At 64.6% G+C, this 20586-nt stretch carries 16 protein-coding genes and 1 pseudogene; 8 read left to right on the forward strand and 9 right to left on the reverse strand.

The window, feature by feature from the left end:
* Positions 1-34 precede the first annotated feature (34 nt).
* Positions 35-2344 (forward strand): accessory Sec system translocase SecA2, encoded by a 2310-nt coding sequence (secA2, locus tag H2510_RS11245; protein WP_186628384.1) that lies wholly within the window; start codon positions 35-37, stop codon positions 2342-2344.
* Here the strand turns inward: secA2 and H2510_RS11250 are convergent.
* The gene (locus tag H2510_RS11250; RefSeq protein WP_186628385.1) at positions 2341-2928 is read right to left on the reverse strand and encodes a TetR/AcrR family transcriptional regulator C-terminal domain-containing protein; all 588 of its coding nucleotides are present in this window, start codon (positions 2926-2928) and stop codon (positions 2341-2343) included. The two genes, secA2 and H2510_RS11250, sit on opposite strands and share 4 nt — an antisense overlap.
* Before the next feature lie 114 nt (positions 2929-3042).
* Between H2510_RS11250 and bioB the strand changes: the two genes are divergently transcribed.
* Positions 3043-4056 (forward strand): biotin synthase BioB, encoded by a 1014-nt coding sequence (gene bioB, locus H2510_RS11255; protein ID WP_186628386.1) that lies wholly within the window; start codon positions 3043-3045, stop codon positions 4054-4056.
* Between the two features lie 242 nt (positions 4057-4298).
* Positions 4299-4931 carry a DUF2567 domain-containing protein gene (locus tag H2510_RS11260; protein ID WP_186628387.1) on the forward strand — a complete coding sequence of 211 codons (633 nt, stop codon included), beginning with the start codon at positions 4299-4301 and terminating at the stop codon, positions 4929-4931.
* Here H2510_RS11260 and H2510_RS11265 read toward each other — a convergent pair.
* Entirely contained in the window at positions 4914-5609 is a 696-nt protein-coding gene (locus H2510_RS11265) for an NUDIX domain-containing protein (RefSeq protein WP_088945878.1), read from the reverse strand. The genes H2510_RS11260 and H2510_RS11265 overlap by 18 nt on opposite strands.
* Before the next feature lie 163 nt (positions 5610-5772).
* Between H2510_RS11265 and nadA the strand changes: the two genes are divergently transcribed.
* From nadA to H2510_RS11285, 4 genes are read left to right on the forward strand one after another with little or no spacing between them, the layout of a single operon-like run.
* Entirely contained in the window at positions 5773-6807 is a 1035-nt protein-coding gene (gene nadA, locus H2510_RS11270; RefSeq protein WP_186628509.1) for a quinolinate synthase NadA, read from the forward strand.
* Positions 6804-8438: an L-aspartate oxidase gene (locus H2510_RS11275; protein ID WP_315901332.1), complete on the forward strand. Its 1635-nt coding sequence runs from the start codon at positions 6804-6806 to the stop codon at positions 8436-8438. Before nadA ends, H2510_RS11275 begins: the two co-directional genes overlap by 4 nt.
* Before the next feature lie 2 nt (positions 8439-8440).
* Positions 8441-9307, forward strand: coding sequence for a carboxylating nicotinate-nucleotide diphosphorylase (gene nadC / locus H2510_RS11280; protein WP_186628388.1), 867 nt, complete (start codon positions 8441-8443; stop codon positions 9305-9307).
* 12 nt (positions 9308-9319) lie between these two features.
* Positions 9320-9691 carry an RNA-binding S4 domain-containing protein gene (locus tag H2510_RS11285; RefSeq protein WP_084346750.1) on the forward strand — a complete coding sequence of 124 codons (372 nt, stop codon included), beginning with the start codon at positions 9320-9322 and terminating at the stop codon, positions 9689-9691.
* A 434-nt stretch (positions 9692-10125) separates the two neighbouring features.
* Here H2510_RS11285 and H2510_RS11290 read toward each other — a convergent pair whose 3' ends face one another.
* Entirely contained in the window at positions 10126-11694 is a 1569-nt protein-coding gene (locus tag H2510_RS11290; RefSeq protein WP_261392860.1) for an ABC transporter substrate-binding protein, read from the reverse strand.
* Positions 11695-12107: 413 nt separating this feature from the next.
* On the opposite strand from H2510_RS11290, the pseudogene H2510_RS20795 reads away from it, so the two are divergent.
* Positions 12108-12287: pseudogene (locus H2510_RS20795) on the forward strand (short chain dehydrogenase); the annotation flags it as partial.
* A gap of 26 nt (positions 12288-12313) precedes the next feature.
* Here H2510_RS20795 and H2510_RS11295 read toward each other — a convergent pair.
* The 6 genes from H2510_RS11295 to H2510_RS11320 all read right to left on the reverse strand — a co-directional run bounded on the left by H2510_RS11295 (position 12314) and on the right by H2510_RS11320 (position 20583).
* The gene (locus H2510_RS11295) at positions 12314-13123 is read right to left on the reverse strand and encodes an SDR family NAD(P)-dependent oxidoreductase (RefSeq protein ID WP_186628390.1); all 810 of its coding nucleotides are present in this window, start codon (positions 13121-13123) and stop codon (positions 12314-12316) included.
* Positions 13120-14034: an NAD(P)-dependent oxidoreductase gene (locus H2510_RS11300; RefSeq protein WP_186628391.1), complete on the reverse strand. Its 915-nt coding sequence runs from the start codon at positions 14032-14034 to the stop codon at positions 13120-13122. Before H2510_RS11300 ends, H2510_RS11295 begins: the two co-directional genes overlap by 4 nt.
* A 114-nt stretch (positions 14035-14148) precedes the next feature.
* The gene (locus H2510_RS11305; protein WP_186628392.1) at positions 14149-15840 is read right to left on the reverse strand and encodes an AMP-binding protein; all 1692 of its coding nucleotides are present in this window, start codon (positions 15838-15840) and stop codon (positions 14149-14151) included.
* A 96-nt stretch (positions 15841-15936) separates the two neighbouring features.
* Positions 15937-17064 (reverse strand): acyl-CoA dehydrogenase family protein, encoded by a 1128-nt coding sequence (locus H2510_RS11310; RefSeq protein ID WP_186628393.1) that lies wholly within the window; start codon positions 17062-17064, stop codon positions 15937-15939.
* Position 17065: 1 nt separating this feature from the next.
* Entirely contained in the window at positions 17066-18295 is a 1230-nt protein-coding gene (locus tag H2510_RS11315) for an acyl-CoA dehydrogenase family protein (protein WP_186628394.1), read from the reverse strand.
* Between the two features lie 62 nt (positions 18296-18357).
* Positions 18358-20583 carry an acyl-CoA dehydrogenase gene (locus H2510_RS11320; RefSeq protein WP_186628395.1) on the reverse strand — a complete coding sequence of 742 codons (2226 nt, stop codon included), beginning with the start codon at positions 20581-20583 and terminating at the stop codon, positions 18358-18360.
* Between the last annotated feature and the right edge of the window lie 3 nt (positions 20584-20586).

Genomic DNA, 20586 nt, shown 5'->3' on the forward strand with positions numbered 1-20586 from the left:
CCGTTGATTCTTCTTCGTAGGTAGGGATTGGTAGATGGCATTGGGTTCTGATCGACTCTGGCGAGTACTCGGCCGTTCGGCGCAGAAGGGTCAAGCTCGCTCCAGAAGTCGGGTGGACCTGGCGTCCGAACATCAGGACTGGGCGCGCGGTCTCACCGACTCCGAACTCACCGCGGCGGCGACATCGCTGCGCGTCGACAGAAGCGAAGACCTCGATGTTCCGCGCTACCTGGCGCTCGTTCGTGAAGCGAGTGATCGGGCCGTCCAGCTGCGGCCTTTCGACGTTCAGTTGCTCGCGGCCGTCCGGATGATGGCGGGCGACGTGGTCGAGATGGCAACCGGTGAGGGAAAGACGCTCGCGGGCGCGGTCGCGGCAGGCGGATATGTGCTCTCCGGCCGTAAAGTGCATGTCATTTCCATCAATGACTTCCTCGCCCGACGCGACGCCGCATGGATGGCACCGCTGTACGAGATGCTGGGTCTGACAGTCGGGTCGGTCACCGAATCCTCGACTCCGGAGGAACGACGGAAGGCGTATGCCTGTGACGTCACGTATGCCTCGGTCAACGAGATCGGATTCGACGTTCTTCGTGATCATCTGGTCGACGACATCGCCGATCTGGTAGCGCCCACTCCTGATGTTGCGCTGATAGACGAGGCCGATTCGGTGCTCGTCGACGAAGCACTCGTTCCCTTGGTCCTTGCGGGGTCGGTACAGAAGGATGTGCCGGCGTCGAAGGTGTTCGAGGCAATTCGCGGCTTGGCGAAGAGCACCGATTTCGACACCGACGCCGACGGCAGAAACGTCTTTCTCACCGACGAGGGCGCTGCCCGGTTGGAGAAGGAACTCGGCGATATCGATCTGTACTCCGAGGAGCATGTCGGGACCACCTTGGTTGCGGTCAATGTCGCGCTGCACGCTCAGGTCCTTCTCCAGCGCGATGTGCATTACATCGTCCGGGACGGGAAGGTCCAGTTGATCAATGCATCTCGTGGGCGCGTTGCGGAGTTGCAACGGTGGCCGGACGGTCTGCAAGCAGCGGTGGAGACCAAGGAAGGACTGAAGCCGACGGAGACGGGAGAGATTCTCGACACGATCACCGTGCAGGCTCTGATCGGTAGATATCCGACAGTGTGCGGAATGACCGGTACTGCGCTCGCCGCCGGCGAACAGCTCAAGAAGTTCTACGGGCTCGGAGTCTCGCTGATTTCGCCCAACCAGCCGAACATTCGAATCGACGAGGCCGACCGTGTCTACGACACTGCCTCGAACAAAAATGCGGCGGTGGTGGCCTTCGTGAAGGAGGTTCACGAGCGAGAACAACCGATTCTGATCGGCACCCACGACGTTGCGGAATCCGAGGACCTGGCCGAGCAGCTTCAAAAGCAGGGAGTTCCGGTCGTCGTGTTGAACGCGAAGAACGACGCCGAGGAAGCCGGCGTCATCGCGGCTGCGGGCGTGATCGGAGCTGTCACAGTGTCGACTCAGATTGCCGGACGAGGAACCGATATCAAGCTGGGTGGACCCGGTTCCGACACGAAAGCCGCCAAGGACCGAGTGGCCGAACTCGGCGGGCTGCTCGTGGTAGGAACCGGTCGGCACACGACCGAGAGGCTCGACAATCAACTTCGTGGCCGCGCAGGCCGCCAGGGTGATCCGGGACGTTCGGTGTTCTTCTCCAGCTGGGAGGACGACGTCGTGACGGCGAATATCGGACCCAAGGATCAGCCCAGGAAGCACGACGACACCGGGCTGATAACTTCGGCGGGTGTTGCCGGAAAGATCGACCATGCGCAGCGGATAGCCGAGGGCACGATGCTCGAAGTGCATTCGCGTACGTGGCGGTACAACCAGCTCACCGCTGCGCACCGCGACATCCTCGATCGGAGGCGTACTACGTTGCTCGCAACTGCCGAAGCGTTGGACCTTCTGACTGTCGCTGCGCCGGAACGGGCTTCGGAGCTCCGCGCCGAGGTATCGGAGGACACATTGGTTGTTGCAGCCCGTCGAATCGTGCTGTTCCATCTCGACCGGGCGTGGTCGGATTACTTGGCACACCTCGCCGATGTGCGCGAGAGTATCCACCTGCGCGCACTCGGTCGAGAGAACCCATTGGACGAATATCACCGAATCGCTGTCGAGGCGTTCAAGACCGTCTCGGACAAGGCGATGGAACAAGCTCAGGTGACGTTCGAGACGGCCGAGATCACTTCCGAGGGAATCGATCTCGACAATGCGGGTCTGCAACGCCCGACGTCGACCTGGACGTACATGGTGCACGACAACCCGTTTGCCTCGAGTGCGGGCAACAGTGCCGGACTAGGTGCCGTCTTCGGCGGCTAGAGCCGCGCGGAGGCGCCCAGATTGTGCCGGACTCCGTCGATGAACAGCCCCAGACCGAAATCGAATCTGCTTGTCGAATCGGGACTTTCGAACAGCGGGGACGCTTCTTCGGTGAGGGCGCCGACGGAGTCCATCTGCATACGTGACTGCTCGTCGACAGTCTGGCCCAGCACGTAATACAGCAGCGTGTCAGCTGTGAGTTCGGCGTCGCTGCGGCTCGAACCTGCTCGGATGCAGACTGCGGCGATGCGCTCGCGAACCCGGTTGGTAGTCAGTCGCGACGCATAGGTCGCGGCAACCAGTTCGGCGCCGTCTCGGCGTGAAAGCAAGGCATCGCGTAAGCGATGGGCCAGTTCGCGGACCTGCTCATCCCATCCGGATCGAGTCGGGGGTGCGTCGACATCAGTGAGAAGGTGGTCGGCGATCGCGCCGAGAAGAGTCTGCTTGTTGGGGAAGTGCCAATACAGCGCACCAGGTTGAACGTGCAGAGACGTTGCCAACCGCCGCATCGTCAGATCGCCGAGGCCGTATTCGTCGAGGATCGATATCGCGCCGTCGAGGACGTCCGCTCTCCGCAGTTGCACTCGGCACTCCTGTTCTTCGGTTCGGCTTTGACAGTATCCGACCGCCAGCTTAACCTGAACACCGTTCAACTTGAACGGTGTTCAATTATGCCCGTGTGACCGAAGGAGCAGTTCGTGACCCAGATATCTGTGCAGTCCGACATTGTCGACAGAGCGCGTACGCAAGTGCTCGAGAACGGTGAGGGGCTGACACAGAGCCAGGTGCTCGAGATCCTTCGGTTGCCGGAGGAACGGTTGGAGGAAGCGCTTGCCCTGGCGCACGAGGTGAGAATGGCCTGGTGTGGTCCCGAGGTCGAGGTCGAAGGGATCATCAGTCTCAAGACCGGCGGATGCCCCGAGGATTGCCATTTCTGCTCGCAATCAGGCCTGTTCGAGTCGCCGGTTCGCGCTGCACGCCTCGACATTCCCTCCCTCGTGGAGGCTGCCAAACAGACGGCCAAGTCCGGAGCCACCGAATTCTGCATCGTCGCTGCAGTTCGTGGTCCGGATGAGCGACTGCTCGCCCAGGTGGCAGCAGGCATCGAGGCGATCCGCAACGAAGTCGACATCGACATCGCGTGCTCGCTCGGCATGTTGACCCAGGAGCAGGTCGATCAGCTTTCTGCGATGGGAGTTCATCGCTACAACCACAATCTCGAAACTGCCCGCTCGTACTTTCCGAAGGTCGTCACCACCCATACGTGGGAAGAGCGTTGGGGCACATTGGAAATGGTGCGAGCGGCAGGAATGGAGGTGTGTTGCGGAGGGATTCTCGGGATGGGGGAGTCGCTGGAGCAGCGAGCGGAGTTCACCGCGGATCTGGCTGCCCTGGAACCGGACGAGGTGCCACTGAACTTCCTCAATCCGCGACCTGGAACTCCGTTCGGAAACCTCGACGTACTACCACCGTCCGAGGCGCTCCTGGCTGTTGCGGCATTCAGACTGGCTCTGCCGAGGACGATTCTGCGATTCGCCGGTGGGCGCGAGATCACCTTGGGTGACCTAGGCGCACAAAAGGGCATTCTCGGCGGCATCAATGCCGTGATCGTCGGCAACTACCTGACCACTCTGGGACGGCCCGCGGAGGAAGATCTGGACCTCCTCGGCGAGCTTCGGATGCCGATCAAAGCCTTGAACTCGACCATCTAAGGTGGAGGCGTGACTACCGATCAGCGCTACAGCCTGCACACGGGAAAGCCTCTGGTCCCCGGTGTTGACGAGACCGTCACCGAGGCGGCTCGGCTGGGTCTGGAACCCCCACGGTTCTGCGCAGAGTGTGGTCGGCGCATGGTCGTGCAGATACGTCCAGACGGATGGACCTCGAGGTGCTCGCGTCACGGATCGAACGACTCCGCGGCCTCGGGAAGGCGATAGGGCCTGTGGAATCGACGATGGAATCGGACCGCGCCACCTTCGACGGGGACGCGGCACCGATACCTCGGTTCCGGATCTTGGCCATAACTGTCGCCGTTGCTGTCGGGGTCGGCGTTCTCGCAGGCGTGTGTTGGGCACTTCTGGCCCCGGCGGAACATCTCGTCGTTCTCGCACCCGGACGGGGTGCGCCGTTGACCGGCGAGAGCCTGCACCGATTCGATTCGGTCGCCATCTTCTTGTGCATCACCCTCGTCGCAGGTGTACTTCTCCCGGTCGGATTCTGGACGTGGACCGAGCGCCGCGGCCCTGCAATGGGTCTGGGGTTGGTGCTCGGTTCCTTCCTGGGGTCGGCAACGACGCTGGGCGTCGGGGTGTGGATCTCCGGAATCCTGCATACCCGACCGGACGATCCCGCCGTCGGATCCGTCGTAGCGCGGGCTGTGGGCGTGGAATCCCCGCTCGTGCTGATCGTGCAGGCTCTGGCGACCTCGTTCGTCGTACTGCTCCTGGCGGCCATGAACCCGCACGACAATCTTCGATTCACGCTGGACGACGAGGAGCCGGAGCCCAGAGCGAATTCTGTCGCCGAGGACAGGGTCCCGGGTCCACTATGGAACGACGAACCTTCTGACCTAACTGGGCGGGCGTAAAGCGGCGAACTCGTCGGTGACGCGCAAGGAAGCGTCGGCGAACCGGTAGAGGGCGGGTGGACGACCACCTGCCTTGCCCGACGGCGAGGTCTTGCCCGTCGCCTCCAGGACTTTTCGACGCCCGAGCACGCGCTGGAGATTTGTCGCATCCACCTGGTAGTCGAGGGCAGCGGCGTAGATCTCGCGCAACGTGGACATGGCGAATTCGACTGGCGCAAGCGCGAATGCGATGTTGGTATAGGACAGTTTCGCTACCAATCGGGTTCGTGCGTGGCGAACGACGGTCCGGTGGTCGAAGGACATCTCGGGAAGCCGCGCGACCGGATGCCACTCGGTGTCTTCCGGCAGTTTCGGGTCCGTGGAGATCGGGACCAGACCCAGGAAGGTCGAGGCGATCCGTCGGTCTCCGGGTACCCGATCGGGGTCGCTGAAGATGGACAGTTGTTCGAGGTGGGCGACTTTTCGGACGTCGACCTTCTCGGCGAGCTGGCGACGAGCGGAGGAGGGGAGGTCCTCGTCGGATTCGAGGACACCGCCGGGAAGGGACCACGAGCCCAACTCCGGCTCGAGTGCACGCTGCCAGAGCAGGACTCCGAGTTCGGGGCTCTGGCCTGCGGTGAAGGTCCGAACCTGGAACACCGCGATGAGTACTTCGTGGACGGTGCTACGATGAATCATGTTTTCGATCATAAGTCGAAAACCCCATCATAGGAAATCCGGACTTTTCGGGCCGGATGATCGGCGAAGGAGTTCCGCCATGGCGAGCAGTGCAATCGGCTACGAGACCAGTGGCTCCACGGCCACTGCTGCGATGGTCAGTGCGTCGACAACGAGCGGCTCCATGCAGCTGGAATCGAGCTGGGGTGGAGTGTCCGACATCGTCGACGGACCGGGAGGATACGGCGGCGTGGAGCCGACACAGGAGTGGGCGGCCGAGATCAAACGGCTTGCGCGCCGGCGGGGAGCCACCATTCTGGCTCACAACTACCAGGTTCCCGCCATCCAGGACATCGCCGATCACGTCGGGGATTCGCTTGCGCTCTCGCGGCTGGCCGCGGAGGTTCCGGAAGACGAGATCGTCTTCTGCGGTGTGCACTTCATGGCGGAGACCGCCAAGATTCTGAGCCCGAACAAGACCGTCCTCATTCCGGATCAGCGTGCCGGCTGCTCGCTTGCGGACTCCATCACCGCCGAGCAGCTGCGCGAGTGGAAGTCCGACTACCCGCACGCCGTCGTCGTGTCCTACGTCAATACGACCGCAGAGATCAAAGCACTGACCGATATCTGCTGCACGTCCTCCAATGCCGTCGAGGTCGTCGAATCGATCGACCCGAGTCGTGAAATTCTGTTCCTGCCGGACCAGTTCCTCGGTGCGCATGTAAAGAGGATCACCGGTCGAGAGAATCTCCACATCTGGGCAGGCGAATGCCATGTCCACGCCGGCATCAACGGTGACGAACTCGCCGAGAAGTCTCGCATGCATCCCGATGCCGAACTGTATGTCCACCCCGAATGTGGTTGTGCCACATCGGCTCTCTACTTGGCCGGCGAGGGTTTCGTCGCGCCGAACAAGGTCAAAATTCTTTCCACCGGCGGGATGCTCGACGCCGCGCGAACCACCGGCGCCAAGCAGGTACTCGTTGCAACCGAGATCGGCATGTTGCATCAACTGCGGCGCGCAGCACCGGACGTCGACTTTCAAGCGGTCAACGATCGAGCATCGTGCGGTTACATGAAGATGATCACCCCGGCTGCATTGCTGCGCTGCCTCGTCGAAGGTAAGGACGAAGTGCATGTGGATCCCGAGACCGCACACATCGCAAGCAAGTCGGTGCAACGGATGATCGAGATCGGTAACTCCGGCGGCGGCGAGTGACGCTGTCCTTCGGGGGAGGGACCACGCCGGTCTCGATCACGTGGGAGGCGTCGGCCGATCTCGTGGTGGTCGGCGGTGGCGTCGCGGGCCTCAGTGCAGCAATTGCAGCCGGTCAGCGGGGATTGCGGGTCATCACCGTGAGCAAGGGCGGTTCGGCGGACACGGCGACGCAGTACGCCCAGGGCGGGATTGCAGTCCCCGGTTCGGGCGCCTCCGGTGATTCCATCGACGATCACGTTGCCGATACCTGCGTGGCCGGAGCAGGCCTGTGTGACGAGCCTTCGGTTCGTTCCATCGTCTCCGGCGGTCCCGACGCAGTCGCGGCATTGGAAGCATTGGGTGCGGTCTTCGATCGAGGCGCCGACGGCACGGTGGCGCGGACACTCGAAGGCGGACACTCGAGAAGTCGGATCATTCATGCGGGAGGTGATGCGACCGGCGCTGAAGTGCAACGGGCACTTGATGTCTCGGGGCAAGCTGTATTGTTCGGCACCGCTGCCGTGTCCGTGCTCACTGCGCGAGGCGGGGTCAGCGGACTGCTTGCATCCTCTGCCGAGGGAATGGGCGTGATCCATTGCCCTGCCGTACTGGTGGCCACTGGTGGTGTGGGCCAGTTGTACTCGTGCAGTACCAACCCGCCCGGCTCGACTGCCGACGGAATTGCGCTCGCGCTCGCTGCTGGTGCGGAAGTGTCGGATCTGGAATTCGTACAGTTCCACCCGACGGTGCTGTTCGCTCCTGGTTCGGAGGGGCGACGACCATTGGTCAGTGAAGCTGTACGCGGCGAGGGCGGACACCTTGTCGATCTCGATGGCATCCGGTTCATGGACGGTGTCCATCCGCTCGGGGACCTGGCTCCACGCGATGTGGTCTCGCGAGCTATCGCCGAACGACTTCGTATCACCGGTACCGACCATGTTCTACTCGACGCACGCGCGATCCCCGGGTTTTCCAGACGGTTTCCTACCGTCACCGCCTCGTGCCTTGCAGCCGGAATCGATCCCGCCGAGGACCTGATTCCTGTCGCCCCCGCGGCGCACTACTCCTGCGGTGGCATCGTCACCGATGTATGGGGTCGCACCACTGTCCCAGGTCTTCTCGCTGCCGGTGAGGTGGCACGAACAGGCCTGCACGGCGCAAACCGATTGGCGTCGAACAGTCTTCTCGAAGGACTGGTCGTCGGGAGACGTGCTGGAATTGCAGCCCTGGAACGACAAGGCAGCCCCCGCGTCGATGCCGAACCCACCCTGCCGTCGATGCGCACAGTGCCGCGGCGAGAACTACAAGCTCTGATGACCGAGCACGTGGGAGTGGTCCGCGACGAAAGCGGCCTGGCCCACACGGCGTCGGTGCTGGGCTCGGCTGTGGACCTGGCGTGGCCGGACACCACACGCTCGCCCGATGCAGTCGCCTCGATCGAGGATGCAGCACTGACGGTCACCGCATCGGCAGTGGTGAAGGCGGCAGCTGCGCGACCCGAAAGTCGTGGGTGCCATACCCGTAGAGACCATCCAGCACCTTCGGACGCACTGCGGCACAGCACGCGAATTCGACAGGCCGAGGACGGTTCACTCGAATTCGTGTTGTCTTCCAACAAGATACGGCCACCGGCCATGACAGGAGTGAGTTGACAGTGAGTGCACTGACCGAACAGGGACTCGACCCACACGAGGTGCGTGCACTCATCCGAACCGCCCTCGACGAGGACCTGCGCTACGGGCCGGACGTGACCACCATCGCAACGGTCCCCGCCGACGCCATCGCGTCGGCATCCGTAGTCGCCCGCCAGGCCGGGACTGTGGCCGGGATCGACGTAGGGCTGCTCGTCCTGGACGAGGTCATCGGTGAAGGGGCATACCAGCTCGTCGATCGAGTTGCAGACGGAACCGAAGTCGAAGCCGGACAGTCGGTTCTGAGCCTGACAGCGCCGACGCGTTCCCTGTTGACAGCGGAACGGACGATGCTCAATTTGATGTGCCATCTGTCCGGCATCGCCACCACCACCGCGGCATGGGTTGCCGAGGTCGCCGACAGTGACGCGAAGATCCGCGACAGCCGCAAGACCTTGCCCGGTCTTCGTGCCCTGCAGAAATACGCCGTCCGCGCCGGGGGAGGAGTGAACCACCGGATGGGCCTCGGTGACGCTGCGCTGATCAAGGACAACCATGTGGCCGCTGCGGGCTCGATAGTCGCCGCTTTGCGGGCGGTTCGCGCTGCCTCGCCCGATATCGACTGCGAAGTCGAGGTCGACAGCCTCGAGCAGCTGGACGCAGTACTCGCCGAGGGCGTCGAATTGGTGCTGCTCGACAACTTCGCGCTGTGGCAGACCCAGATGGCGGTCCAGCGACGTGTGAAACTCTCACCACACACCAAGCTCGAGTCCTCGGGTGGACTCACCTTGGATGTGGCGCACGACTACGCGAAGACCGGTGTCGATTTCCTTGCGGTCGGGGGTCTCACGCATTCGGTGACGGTTCTCGACCTCGGTCTCGACATGTAGGTTGTGTTGTCGATGGTCGAAACACAGAGTGTGCGGGTAGACAGCTGGGTTTGGGCTGTCCGGCTGTTCAAGACGCGGTCGGCTGCTGCGGCAGCCTGCCGATCCGGTCATGTCCGCGTCAACGGCACCCCGGCCAAGGCCGGGCAACGTATCGGTCCTGACGACGAGATCCGCTTGCGCGTCGACGGTGCGGAGAAGATTGTCGTGGTCACGCGAGCAATTGCCAAACGTGTCGGTGCCGGTGTCGTGGCGGAATGCATGATCGATCGCAGCCCACCGCCACCGCCGAAGGAAGTTCTCGCCTCGCAGCCGCGGCGAGACCGCGGTGCAGGCCGGCCGACCAAACGCGAGAGACGCGACCTCGACAAGCTCCGAGGTATGTGAGTTCTGGGACATTTCGACACCATGTGGTTTGTCGACGAAACGGCACCAGAACGTGGAGGTCCGGTCACAGGACGTCCGCAACGGTCGAAGCCAATCTGCGTGACATATCGATCCCACGTCGGACTTGCACGTCGTGTGGGAATGACGGCCCGTACACGGGCCGCGCCCTGAATATGACCGCCGGGGCAGTTCGGCTTGCGCAGCAAAGGCGCTGACCAATCTGCGGTCGGAGTCTATCGCCGGGGTAAGCGAACACCCTTTTTATCGAGTGAACCCCCAAGCTCTTTCGAGAGCAAGGGGGTTCACTTGGCAAATAAGGTGCGCGGACAGCGCGGCAGCGGCCTATACACCGAGCCGACTAGTCCACAGGCGCCAACGGGACTGCCCCGGGTCCAGCCGACTCTCCATCGACCGAAGGGCAGCCCCTGGCGGACCTACTCGATCCAGGCCTGGTCGAGCAACATGATGGCGTCGAGCGACGGGACCACACCGTAGACGTTGTCGGTCCATGGCACGAAACTGACACCGGCCGCAAGTGGCAGGAACGGGGCCGTGGAATTGACCTCCGTCTGCAGGTCGGCCAACGCTGCGCGCTTCGCATCGTCGTCCTTCGCTGTCTGGACATCACTCAGGATTTTGTCCATCGTCGGGTCGTTGACTCCGATGATGTTGTTGCTCGACGTGCTGTTCAAAGCGCTGTACAGACGCGTGAATGGGGCAGGATCAGCGATGCTGTACGAGCCGGTGGCAATATCGAAGTCTTTGTCGACGTACAGGCGCTTGACGACATCGGTGACCGATGCTCCGTATTCGATGCTCACGTCGATACCGACAGGCTGCAACATCGCCTGGATGGCAAGAGCGGTGGCCTGTCCGGACTGCGTCTGGGTTGTGAAGTACGTGATCTTCCCGTCGAAGCCGTCTGCCTTGGCCTCGTCGACGAGTGCCTTAGCCTTGTCGGTATCGAGCGGCACAGGGGCGATGTCGTTGTGCCACTTGGACCAGGACTGGAACATCTCGGTGCCGGGCATGCCCTCACCGTTCTTGGCGCGCGTGTCGACGACGGTGGGGTCGATGGTCATTTGCATCGCTTTGCGCACCCGTACGTCGGCACCGGGACGGCCCTCGCGCTGGTTGATCTGCACAACGGAGTTGCCGAGGCTGACGGTCTCGAGGTACCCGGGCAGGGTGGCCTTGGCAGTGTCCACGGCGTCGTCGTTGATGAGGAACGCCATCTGGATGCCCCCGCTTTTGAGGGCGTCGATCTTGGGTTGCTCATCCTTGATGGCTACGAACTTGAGGGTGTCCAAGTGCGGTTTGCCGTTCCAGTAGTCCTCGCGGGCTTGAAGCACCAGATCGGCACCGGGGGTGAGACTCTCCATCGTGTAGGCGCCGGCACCGATCGGCTTGAACGTGCCGTCCGGCTGATCCGAGCTGGGAGCGACGACCATGCCGTGGCCGAAGGCGAGCATGGAGGGGAACTCGGTCCACGGTTGGTTCATCGTGTAGGTCACGGTGGAGGCGTCGGTGGCCTCGACGGACTTGACGCCGGCGGTGAACGCCTGGCTGTTGCCGCCGCGATTGGTGTTGAAGCGGTTAGTGCTGGCGACTACGGCTTCGGCGTCGAGCGGGGTGCCGTCGCTGAACTTGACGCCGTCACGGAGCTTGAGGGTCCAGACCGTCGCATCGTCGTTCGCGTCGAGTGATTTAGCCAACTGCGGCTCGAAGCCTTCGGTGGTTGCGTCGTAGCGGACGAGTAGGTCGTAGACCGCTGCCATCTCGGTGCCGCCCGTGGAACCCGCAGGCTGGGTCTTGGCGGGATCGAGCGTGGAGACCGGTGAGTAGCCGGCGAAGCTCAGCGTGCCGCCCTCAACCGGATCGCCGCCCTTGCCTTGGTCGCCAACGATGCCGATAGACCCGGGCTCGGACTGGGCGTCGGTCGAACCAGAGCCGTCGTTATCGCCGTTACTCGTGCAGCCTACGAGTAACAGGCCGCTGGCCATCGTGGCGATGGCTATGGTGCCAAATCGTCGTTTGCCAGGAAATAGCATCGTGCTCCTCCAGCTTGTTTGGGGCGGTCCATCACTGAGTTAAGTTGAGCAAGCGCTTGATTGCCCACTTGCGGATTTACATTACCAAGGAGAATGCGTCGCCGAGGGCTAAACGCAATCTACGAAGAGCATCTGCATTCAGGCACTCACACGGATCGATGACCGGCCACTCCAGCAAGAGTGGCGACGATCGAACACAGCTCATCTTCGACACTTCCGATAGCCACCGCAGTCAGTGGCTACGCGACCAATGGTCCACAACCAGCAATAGGAAAAAGCATGCAGAATATCGATCTTTCGGGCCGCTCCGTCATCGTTACCGGGGCGGGGTCCGGTCTTGGCCGGGCCGAAGCGTTGGGCCTGGCAGTGCGTTGACGCTGTCGACCGCCCGTGGGCTATCGCGCTACGGGGTGACGGCGAACGCCATTTGCCCGCGCGCTCGCACCGAGATGACGGCCGCAGTCTTCGGCGAGGGCGCCGAGCGAGGTGGTCTGGACATCATGGCCCCCGAGCGAGTCGTCGAATGGCTCCCGACGCTGCCGTCGACGGAACCAGCTCCGGGTTCAGGGGTTCAGGGGTTCAGGGGTCGATTGGTCCATGTCCCGTTCGGCCGCGCGAACCAGCCACCAGCGGCATCGCTGCCTCCATCTACGTGCAAGGTGGTGCCGGTGACGTACCGGGACATCTCCGAGGCCAGAAACAGCGCCGGCCCCGCTACGTCCTGCGGGGTACCCGGGCCGCCCAGTGGGGCCCACCGGGGCCAGCGGTGCCGATCCTCTTCGGCGACCAACCTCGTGTAGGGCACCTGCGGGGTTTCGATCAGGTCGGGCGCAATGTTGTTGACCCGGATGCCATGAGGTCCTACCTCCAAGGCGAGGCTGCGGGTGAAGTGCCGCAGCGCCGCCTTGTAGGTGGAGTACACGGTGTGGCCGGGGATGCCGCGGTGTGCTTCGACGGTGGTCAGGTTGATGATGGACCCGCCTCGTTCACGCTCGATCATGCCCGGCAGAACCGCGTGCGTAGCGCGCATGGCGTGGCCAAGATTGATCTCTCCGAGCTGGACCCACTCGCTGGGGTCGGCCTCGACGAAGGTGGTCGGGGGCCGCAGGAAGTGGCCGACGTTGTTGACGAGGATGTCCGGCTGATGCGCGGCGAGATCGAGCGCCACGGCCGGGTCGGTGGCGTCCGCGATGACGGCCGTGATGGCGGGCACCTCGCGGGCCAATGCTGCGGCCGCCACATCGTTGTCGACGACCACCACCGCAGCCCCGTGCGCGGCGAACAGCCGGCTGATTGCGGCCCCGATTCCTTGTGCCCCACCGGTGACGATGGCCAACTTGCCGATGAGCAGCGGCCCGAGCAGCGCGTCGGTATCGGTCATGCCAGGCCGGCGCGGGTCTGGGCGACCATTTCTGCGATCGCGCGGGGCGCGTCGCCCTGGGTGTAACCGAGCGCGGCCGTCTGCGCGGGGTCGGTCTCGTAGGAGATGACGTTGCCGCGGCCCTGCACGATGAACGCGTCGGGCAGCATCGGGTGCTCTTCGTCGCGCGCGACGAGCGTGATGGTGCTGCCCGCCGCGTCGAAGATCATCTGGAAGTACTCGCGGAAGGCGAGGTTCGCGTCGCCCAGCAGGTACGCCGTGCCGGTCTCGGCGTTGCGCAGCGCACCTCCGACCGCCTCGGCGAGCGAGCGCACCGACATGTAGTTGGTGCCGCCCGCGGGGGTGAAGTTCGGGATCTCGGGCTTGTTGCCGTCGGCCCAGTCGAGGAATCGGCCGATGCGGGCCATCGAGGGGCCGGGGGTGACGCCGAGGATGTTGGGCGCGTTGAGGGTGGAGACGGTGAACTGGTCGTCGCCGAGGGCTCGAGCGCGCTCATCGGCCAGCGCGCGGGCGCGGACGTAGTCGTCGGTCTCGACTAGCTCCGGCAGGACCTGGTGGTAGTAGCTTCCGAGTTGGACGAAGTTCGGGACGCCCGCCTCCTTGGCCAGCGCGGCGAACCGCGGCACGCCACCGATCTGCATCTTCTCCCAGAACTCGGCCCGGTCGGCGTCGGCGGGGATGTGTCGGATGTCGTTGCCCGCGGCGAAGACGATTCCCTCGAACGGGGCCAGGTCCGAGGCGTTGAAGCCTCCCTCGCTGTAGTCGCCGAGCAGGACGGGGAACTCGTTGGCGACCGTGCCCGGCGCCGGCGCAGTGCGGGCGGCAACTGTCACGTCGTTGCCCTGCTCGCGCAGGTATGTGGCGGTGGCGGTGCCGATCATGCCGGTACCACCGATAATTAGAACCTTCATCAGTCTCCTTGGATTTTCAACGATTCGAGGCCACTGGGCGCCCAGTGCTGTTTGTCGGGTTCGCTTGTCGAGGCCGGAGTGGTCCGACAATGAACCCTCTGAACTAGGACTGTGTCAGTTCGTTGCTGGTGCGGCTTCGGGTAGGTGGGCAGGCAAGAGTCCGGCGCGGCCGTGGCTGAGGAAATCGGCCTCGATCGCTGCCCGCTGAACGTCATCGAGTTTGCCGTAGGAGCTGGTCTTGCCGACCCGGATATAGACGGGGTCGGGGGTGTTCCACGCGGCACTACGAAGCGGTGCCTTGTTGACCTTGCCGCTGCCGGTCAACGGGATCTGGTCGATCACCCGCACATAGGTGGGCCACCACTTGGCACCCATATCCGGCTGCTCAGCGATAAACGCTCCGAAGTCCGCGGCATCGAACTGCTCGCCCGCGGCCATCTCCACTGCGCACATCACTTGATCGCCCGTGCTGGGGTCGGGCACCGCGAATACGGGTGCCGCAGCAACGCCGGGGACGCGCTGGAGAACTCGCTCCACTGGTGCTGCGGAGAAGTTCTCGCTATCGACCCGTAGCCAATCCGAGGACCGTCCGGCGAAGTAGAAGTACCCCGCCGCGTCTCGGTAGCCCAGGTCGCCGGACCAGAAATCCTCGCCTCGGACGCGGTCGCTCATTGCCTCGGGGTTTTTGTAGTAGCCCTCGAACCTGTGGGCAAGGCCAACGGCGACCATCTGGCCTACCGCCCCGGGATTGGTGAGCCGGCCGCTCGTGTCGAACTCCGCTCGCGGGCACTCCTCCCCGGTCTGCTCATCGAGCACCCGGATGTCGAGGTCGCCTTGAGGCCTACCCAAAGAGTAGGCCGGGGAATCGGGGGTGCGACCAAGGCGGAACACTCCTTCGCTGAGCCCGTAGCCCTCCATGACCTCGCAACCGAACCGCTCGGTGAAGCGTGCGACATCAGCTTCCGAGGCCTCGGTGCCGAAGGCAAGCTCGAGGGTGCCCGTCCGGTCGCGGGGATTCTCCGGTTGGCTGAGGACATAGGACAGTGCCCGACCGACGTAGTTGACGTAGGTCGCCCCGAAGCGGTGGATATCGTCGGCGAACCTGCTGGCGGAGAACTTTCTGGTCATGCCCACCGTCGCGCCGACTCGCATGGCGACCGCGAGGTTCATCATCACGGCGTTGCCGTGGAAAAGCGGCATGCACAAGTAGGTGACCGAATCCCTGCGCATCGACACCCGGTCGACGAGTACCTCGGCCAGACGGCCCAGTCTGCCCTGTCCGACGATGACAGCTTTGGGTGCGCCGGTCGAACCTGAGCTGAACAGGAGCAATGCCAGCTGATCCGGCGTCGTGATGGATTCGGGCAGGCCTGCGCCCCGGTACGGGGCCAGCGTCTCCAGGTAGGACGGCTGGTCGACATTGAGGACCAGCTCCGGCGGTACGCCGTGGCCGGTGCCCTCCACCAGGTGTGCGAGCTTGTCCTCGGTGATGATGATGTCGACGTCGGCGTGCTGGATATCGTGCGCCAACTCGGGCCCGCTGCGGCTGGCGTTGATGCCGACGACGGCCGCGCCGGCGAGCGGCCCCGCGGTGAGCCAGAAGACGAAGTCCGGCACGTTCTCCAGGAGCACGCCGATGTGGATTTGGCGGTCAGCCGGCGCGGGCGAGACGAGTCCCACGAGGGCTGCTGCGCGGTCGGCGCCTTCCTGGACGACCTGGCGCCATGTCCAGGACTGGTCGTCGAACCGGAGCCCGACCTTGTCGTCCTCGGCGCGCAGCCGGACGATTTCGGTGAATGTTTCCAACGTGCATTCTCCAAGATGATTGTGGCTCTCGCCGCCAGGGATGGGGCGGCACCAGGACCCAACAAATTTTCTGGGCCGCGAGGTTCGCGGGCCTGTTCACTCAGGCGAGCCGATCGATGCGCCCCTCTCGAGCGCATCGCCCAGCTCGGCGCCGATCGAGCCGGCGCTGCCCAAAGTGAACGCGATCTGCCGGCCCCACAGGAAGTAGCGGTGGATCGGGTAGTCGATGTCCGCGCCCATGCCGCCATGCAGGTGCTGGGTGGCGTGGACGGCGCGCAGGCCGCCCTTCGAGGCCCAGTACTTCGCGACCAGGGCCGCGGCCTCCGCCTCGTCCTCCTTGCCGAGGTCCATCAGCCAGGCGGCGCGCTGGGTCGTGAGCCGGATGCTCTCGGAGTCGAGATAAGCATCAGCGGCGCGTACGGCGACGGCCTGGTTCGTCGAGAGCGGACGACCGAACTGAATTCGCTGCGAGGTGTAGGCCGCGGTTTGCGCGAGCGCCTCCGAGCACACACCAATGGCGATCGACGCGAGTGCGACCCGTGCACGCCGGACCGTCCACGCCAGGATCTGCGCGCCGTCGCCGGGAAGGACGTCGCCGGCGGCCACGGAGACGCCGTCGAAGCTCACCGCTGCGCTGCTCTCGTAGTTGGTGACGCTGAGCGGGGTGCGGGCCAGGCCGTCGGCGTCGGTGCGCACCAGCACGACGGCGACGCCGCCGTCGGGTAGTCGGACCGGCGCCAGCAGGGCGGCGGCCACGTCGGCGGCGGGCACGGACGCGATCTCACCGTGCAGGCGCCAGCCGTCACCATCGGCCTCGGCGCGCACGGGGACGTCGTATCCGAAACCGGTCTCGAGCGCGCCGGTCACGATGTGTGAGCCGTTGATCAGACCCGGCAGCCAGGCCGAGATCTGCTCGGGGCTGCCGAACTCGGCAATGGGCAGCGCCGCGCCTGCGATCGAAGACCAGAGGGGCACGGACGCTACGCGGCGACCCTGCTGCTCCAGCACGGCCATCAGCCCGAGCATGCCCAGGCCAGCGCCGCCAGGTTCTTCGGGTAACGCGATGCCAAGTAGGTCGGAGTCCGCAAGGCTCTTCCACAACTTGGCGTCGTGGCCGCCGCTCTGCTCCACCGTCCGCAGGTGCGTCACATCGGACTGGGCGGAGAAGATCTGGTCTGCCAGGCCGCGGACGTCGGACAAATCCTCATTGAATTCGAATTCCATGTTACTTCGCTCCCGTTGTCGTCTTGGTGGCGTCGGTCTTGGCGGCGTCAGGGCTGCGACGTGCGCCCATCGTCATACCGAGGGTCTTGCCCGCGACGATCTCCCGCATGACCTCGTTGGTGCCGCCGCCGAAGGTGTTGTTCTGCGCACGCCGGCCGAGCTGCTCGACGCGGCCCTCGAGGGCCGCGCCCGGGGTACCGGGGCGCAGCAGGCCCTTGGCGCCGAGGACCTCCTGCAGCATGCCGTAGGCGCTCACGACGCCCTCGGTACCGAAGACCTTGGCGGCCGCGGAGTCGCCGCCGCCCAGGGTGTTGGAGGCTACGTCCGCGACGAGGCGCAGATTCATTAGATCCGCGGCGCTGAGCAGCGCGTACACCTCGGCCATCTTGTCGCGCACCCACGAGATATCGAAGACGACGCCCTCGCCGGCGGGCTCGGCCTTAGCCCACTCGAGCACCTCGGCGAACATTTCGTTGGCGATGCCGCCGCGCGCGGCCAGCGCCACCCGCTCGTGGTTGAGCTGGTTGGTGATCAGGCCCCAACCCTGGTTCAGCTCGCCCACCACGTTGGACAGCGGAACTCGCACGTCCTCGTAGTAGGTGGCAGAAGTGCTGATGCCGCCGACGGTGTGGATCTCGGTGACCGAGAACCCGGGTGCGCTGGTGGGGACGAGCACCACGGAGATTCCCTTGTGTCGGGGCGCGTCGGGGTCGGTTCGCACGGCCAGCCACACCCAGTCGGCGAACACTCCGGCACTGGTGTAGATCTTGTTGCCGTTGATGACCAGCTCGTCGCCCTCGACGCGCGCCCGGGTCTCCAGAGCCGCGAGGTCGGTGCCCGCGTTGGGCTCGGTGTAGCCGATCGCGAAGATGAGCTCGCCCGCCAGGATCGGCGGCAGGAAGAAGTCCTTCTGCTGCTGGGTGCCGTTCTTGATCAGCGCGGGGCCGACCGTGTTCAGCGTGACCAGCGACAGCGGGGCGTTCGCGCGCACGACCTCGTCGTAGAAGACGTAGAGCGCCTCGGGGTCCTCGCCCCGGCCGCCGAACTCCTCGGGCCAGCCGAGGCCGAGCCAGCCGTCGGCACCCATCTTGCGCAGAATGCGATCGAAGGTGGGTCCGCCCTCGGTCTGTGTGACCAGGTCGCGGCGGTCCTGTTCGTTGATGTTTTCGGCGAAGTACGCGCGAAGCTCCGCGCGGAGGGCCTTCGAGTTGTCGGACAAGTCCAGGTACATGTAGGTGTCTCCTGTTCAGGAATTTCTACGGAGTTTTCATGGGGTTCGAGAACGGTGGGTCGTCAGCGTGGCAAACCCAGAACACGTTGTGAGATCACGTTGAGCTGGATCTCCACGGTGCCGCCACCGAAGAGGACTGCCGGAAGGCCGATGTGGTCGATCACGTGGTCGGCGTCCGGATCCAAGACCGCAGCCTGTGGTCCCAGCAGTCGCAGCAGGTCCCGCGAGCCCTCGCGCTGGGCGAGTGCGTTGTAGACCTTGGCGACGCTGATCTCCGCCCCCGGACTCTGGCCGGAAAGCCGAGCCAACACACCGCGCAGATTGAGCGCAGAGAGCGCGAGCTCGCGGCTCGTGCTGTAACCGAGGGCACGTACGGCGTCCTCACGGGAGCAACTGTGCGCGCCCTTCGCCAGGACATCGCGGAAGCGGTTGCTCGAGCCATGGTCCAGGGCTCCGCCCATGCTGAGGCGTTCGTTCGAGAGTGTCGTCACCGCAAGGCGCCAACCCTTGCCCGGTTCGGAGACCAGGCACTCGTCGGGCACGAAAACTTCGTCGAGGAATACCTCGTTGAACTCGGAGAACCCGGTGGCCTGCCGAAGTGGACGCACATCGACACCGGTGCTGCGCATGTCCACCAGGAAGTACGAAATGCCCTTGTGCTTGGGCGCATCTGGATCCGTCCGCGCCAGGCACACGCCCCAGTCGGCCTCGTGAGCCATCGAATTCCATACCTTCTGGCCCGAGAGAATCCAGCCGCCGTCGACTTTGCGGGCCGCGGTGGACAGCCCCGCAAGGTCCGAGCCCGCGCCGGGCTCGGAAAACAGCTGGCACCAAACGATCTCGCCACGCAGCGTCGAGTGAACGAACCTCTGCTGCTGCTCAGCGCTGCCGTACTCGAGGATCGTGGGCAAGACCCACTCACCGATCACGGTTGTCGGCTGTTTCAGCCCGCGCACCGCGAATTCCTGCGCGATGACGGCCTGCTGTTCCGGGCCCGCGCCGAGACCGAACGGCTTCGGATAGTGAGGCGCCACCAGACCCGCGTCCGCGAGTAGAGCGCGACGACTGCCGCCACGCTCCGGGGCCCAGCCCTCGCTGCGCACAGCGTCGTCGGGCAGCGCGTCGAGCTGGTCTAGCACCGCCGCTACCTCTGCCCGGAGCGCAGGCAAGGTGTGCGTACCGATGAAGGAGAAGTCCCGGGTCGTGGTGATCGCGAGTTCGCCGAGTCGCTTGGCCCACATCTGATCGGAACCGGCGAGGGTGGCCAGGCTGATCGCGCGACGCCAATACAGGTGCACATCGTGCTCCCAGGTGAAGCCGACCCCACCCAGAAGCGTCACACATTCGAGGCAGTTGTCGATGCCGGCCGCTAGCGCGGCGACCACCGCCTGCGCGGATACGAGCGCCCGCTGGTCGGCACCATGCTCCTGTGCACGAGCGGCATCCCAAGCCGCAGCACACGCCACCTCAGCCCGCACCAGCATCATCGCGGACTTGTGCTGGACGGCCTGGAAAGTCCCGATGGCCCGGCCGAACTGCTCACGGGTTTTCACATAGTCGACGGCTGTAGAAAGCGTCCAGGACGCGATACCACTCGCCTCTGCAGCGAACAGGGTGTTACGCAACCATTCTGCATCCGCATCAGTGATGTCACCCAGCACGTCGGCCTGCGCAACCTCGTGCCCGTCGAGCGTGAGCACCCCGATGGCACGGGTCAGGTCGACGCCTTCCTCGGCGGTGACTTTGGCAGTCTCGCCCGACACCAGCCGGAACCACACCGACGAACCGTCGGAGTCGAGCGCGCGGACCAGCACGATTGTCGCACCGGGCAGGCCCAGGATGGGCTCGGACGCACCGTGCACGAGCCAGCCGGCAGCGGTGCGCTCAGCAGTCAATCCAGAGCCGAAGGCGGTCGCGCCCGTTGCGCCGTCCGCAAACTCCTCGAGCAACCCAACCGAAGGTTCCGAGTCCTCCGCGGGATCGAAGGCGCAGGCGAGAATGGCGCTCGTGATCACGGTCGGCAGGAACGGCCCTGGATACAGGGCTTTGCCCAGCTGCTCGACGACGACGGCCAACTCGGTGATCCCGGCCCCGTCCCCGCCGCTCTGCTCGGGTAAGTGGATGGCATGAAGGCGCTGCTGTACCAGCTGATCCCACGTGTCCGGCCGGTCTCCGGCCGCAAGGCCGGCGGTGTTCGCTCGACCGTGCGCGATGGCGTCGGCGCGGACGCCGAAAGCCGCCACCGAGTCGGCGAGGTGCCGATGTTCCTCTTCGAGTGCTAGTGCCACGAT

This window comes from Rhodococcus sp. BP22 (assembly GCF_014281965.1).
Classification (GTDB): Bacteria; Actinomycetota; Actinomycetes; order Mycobacteriales; family Mycobacteriaceae; genus Rhodococcoides.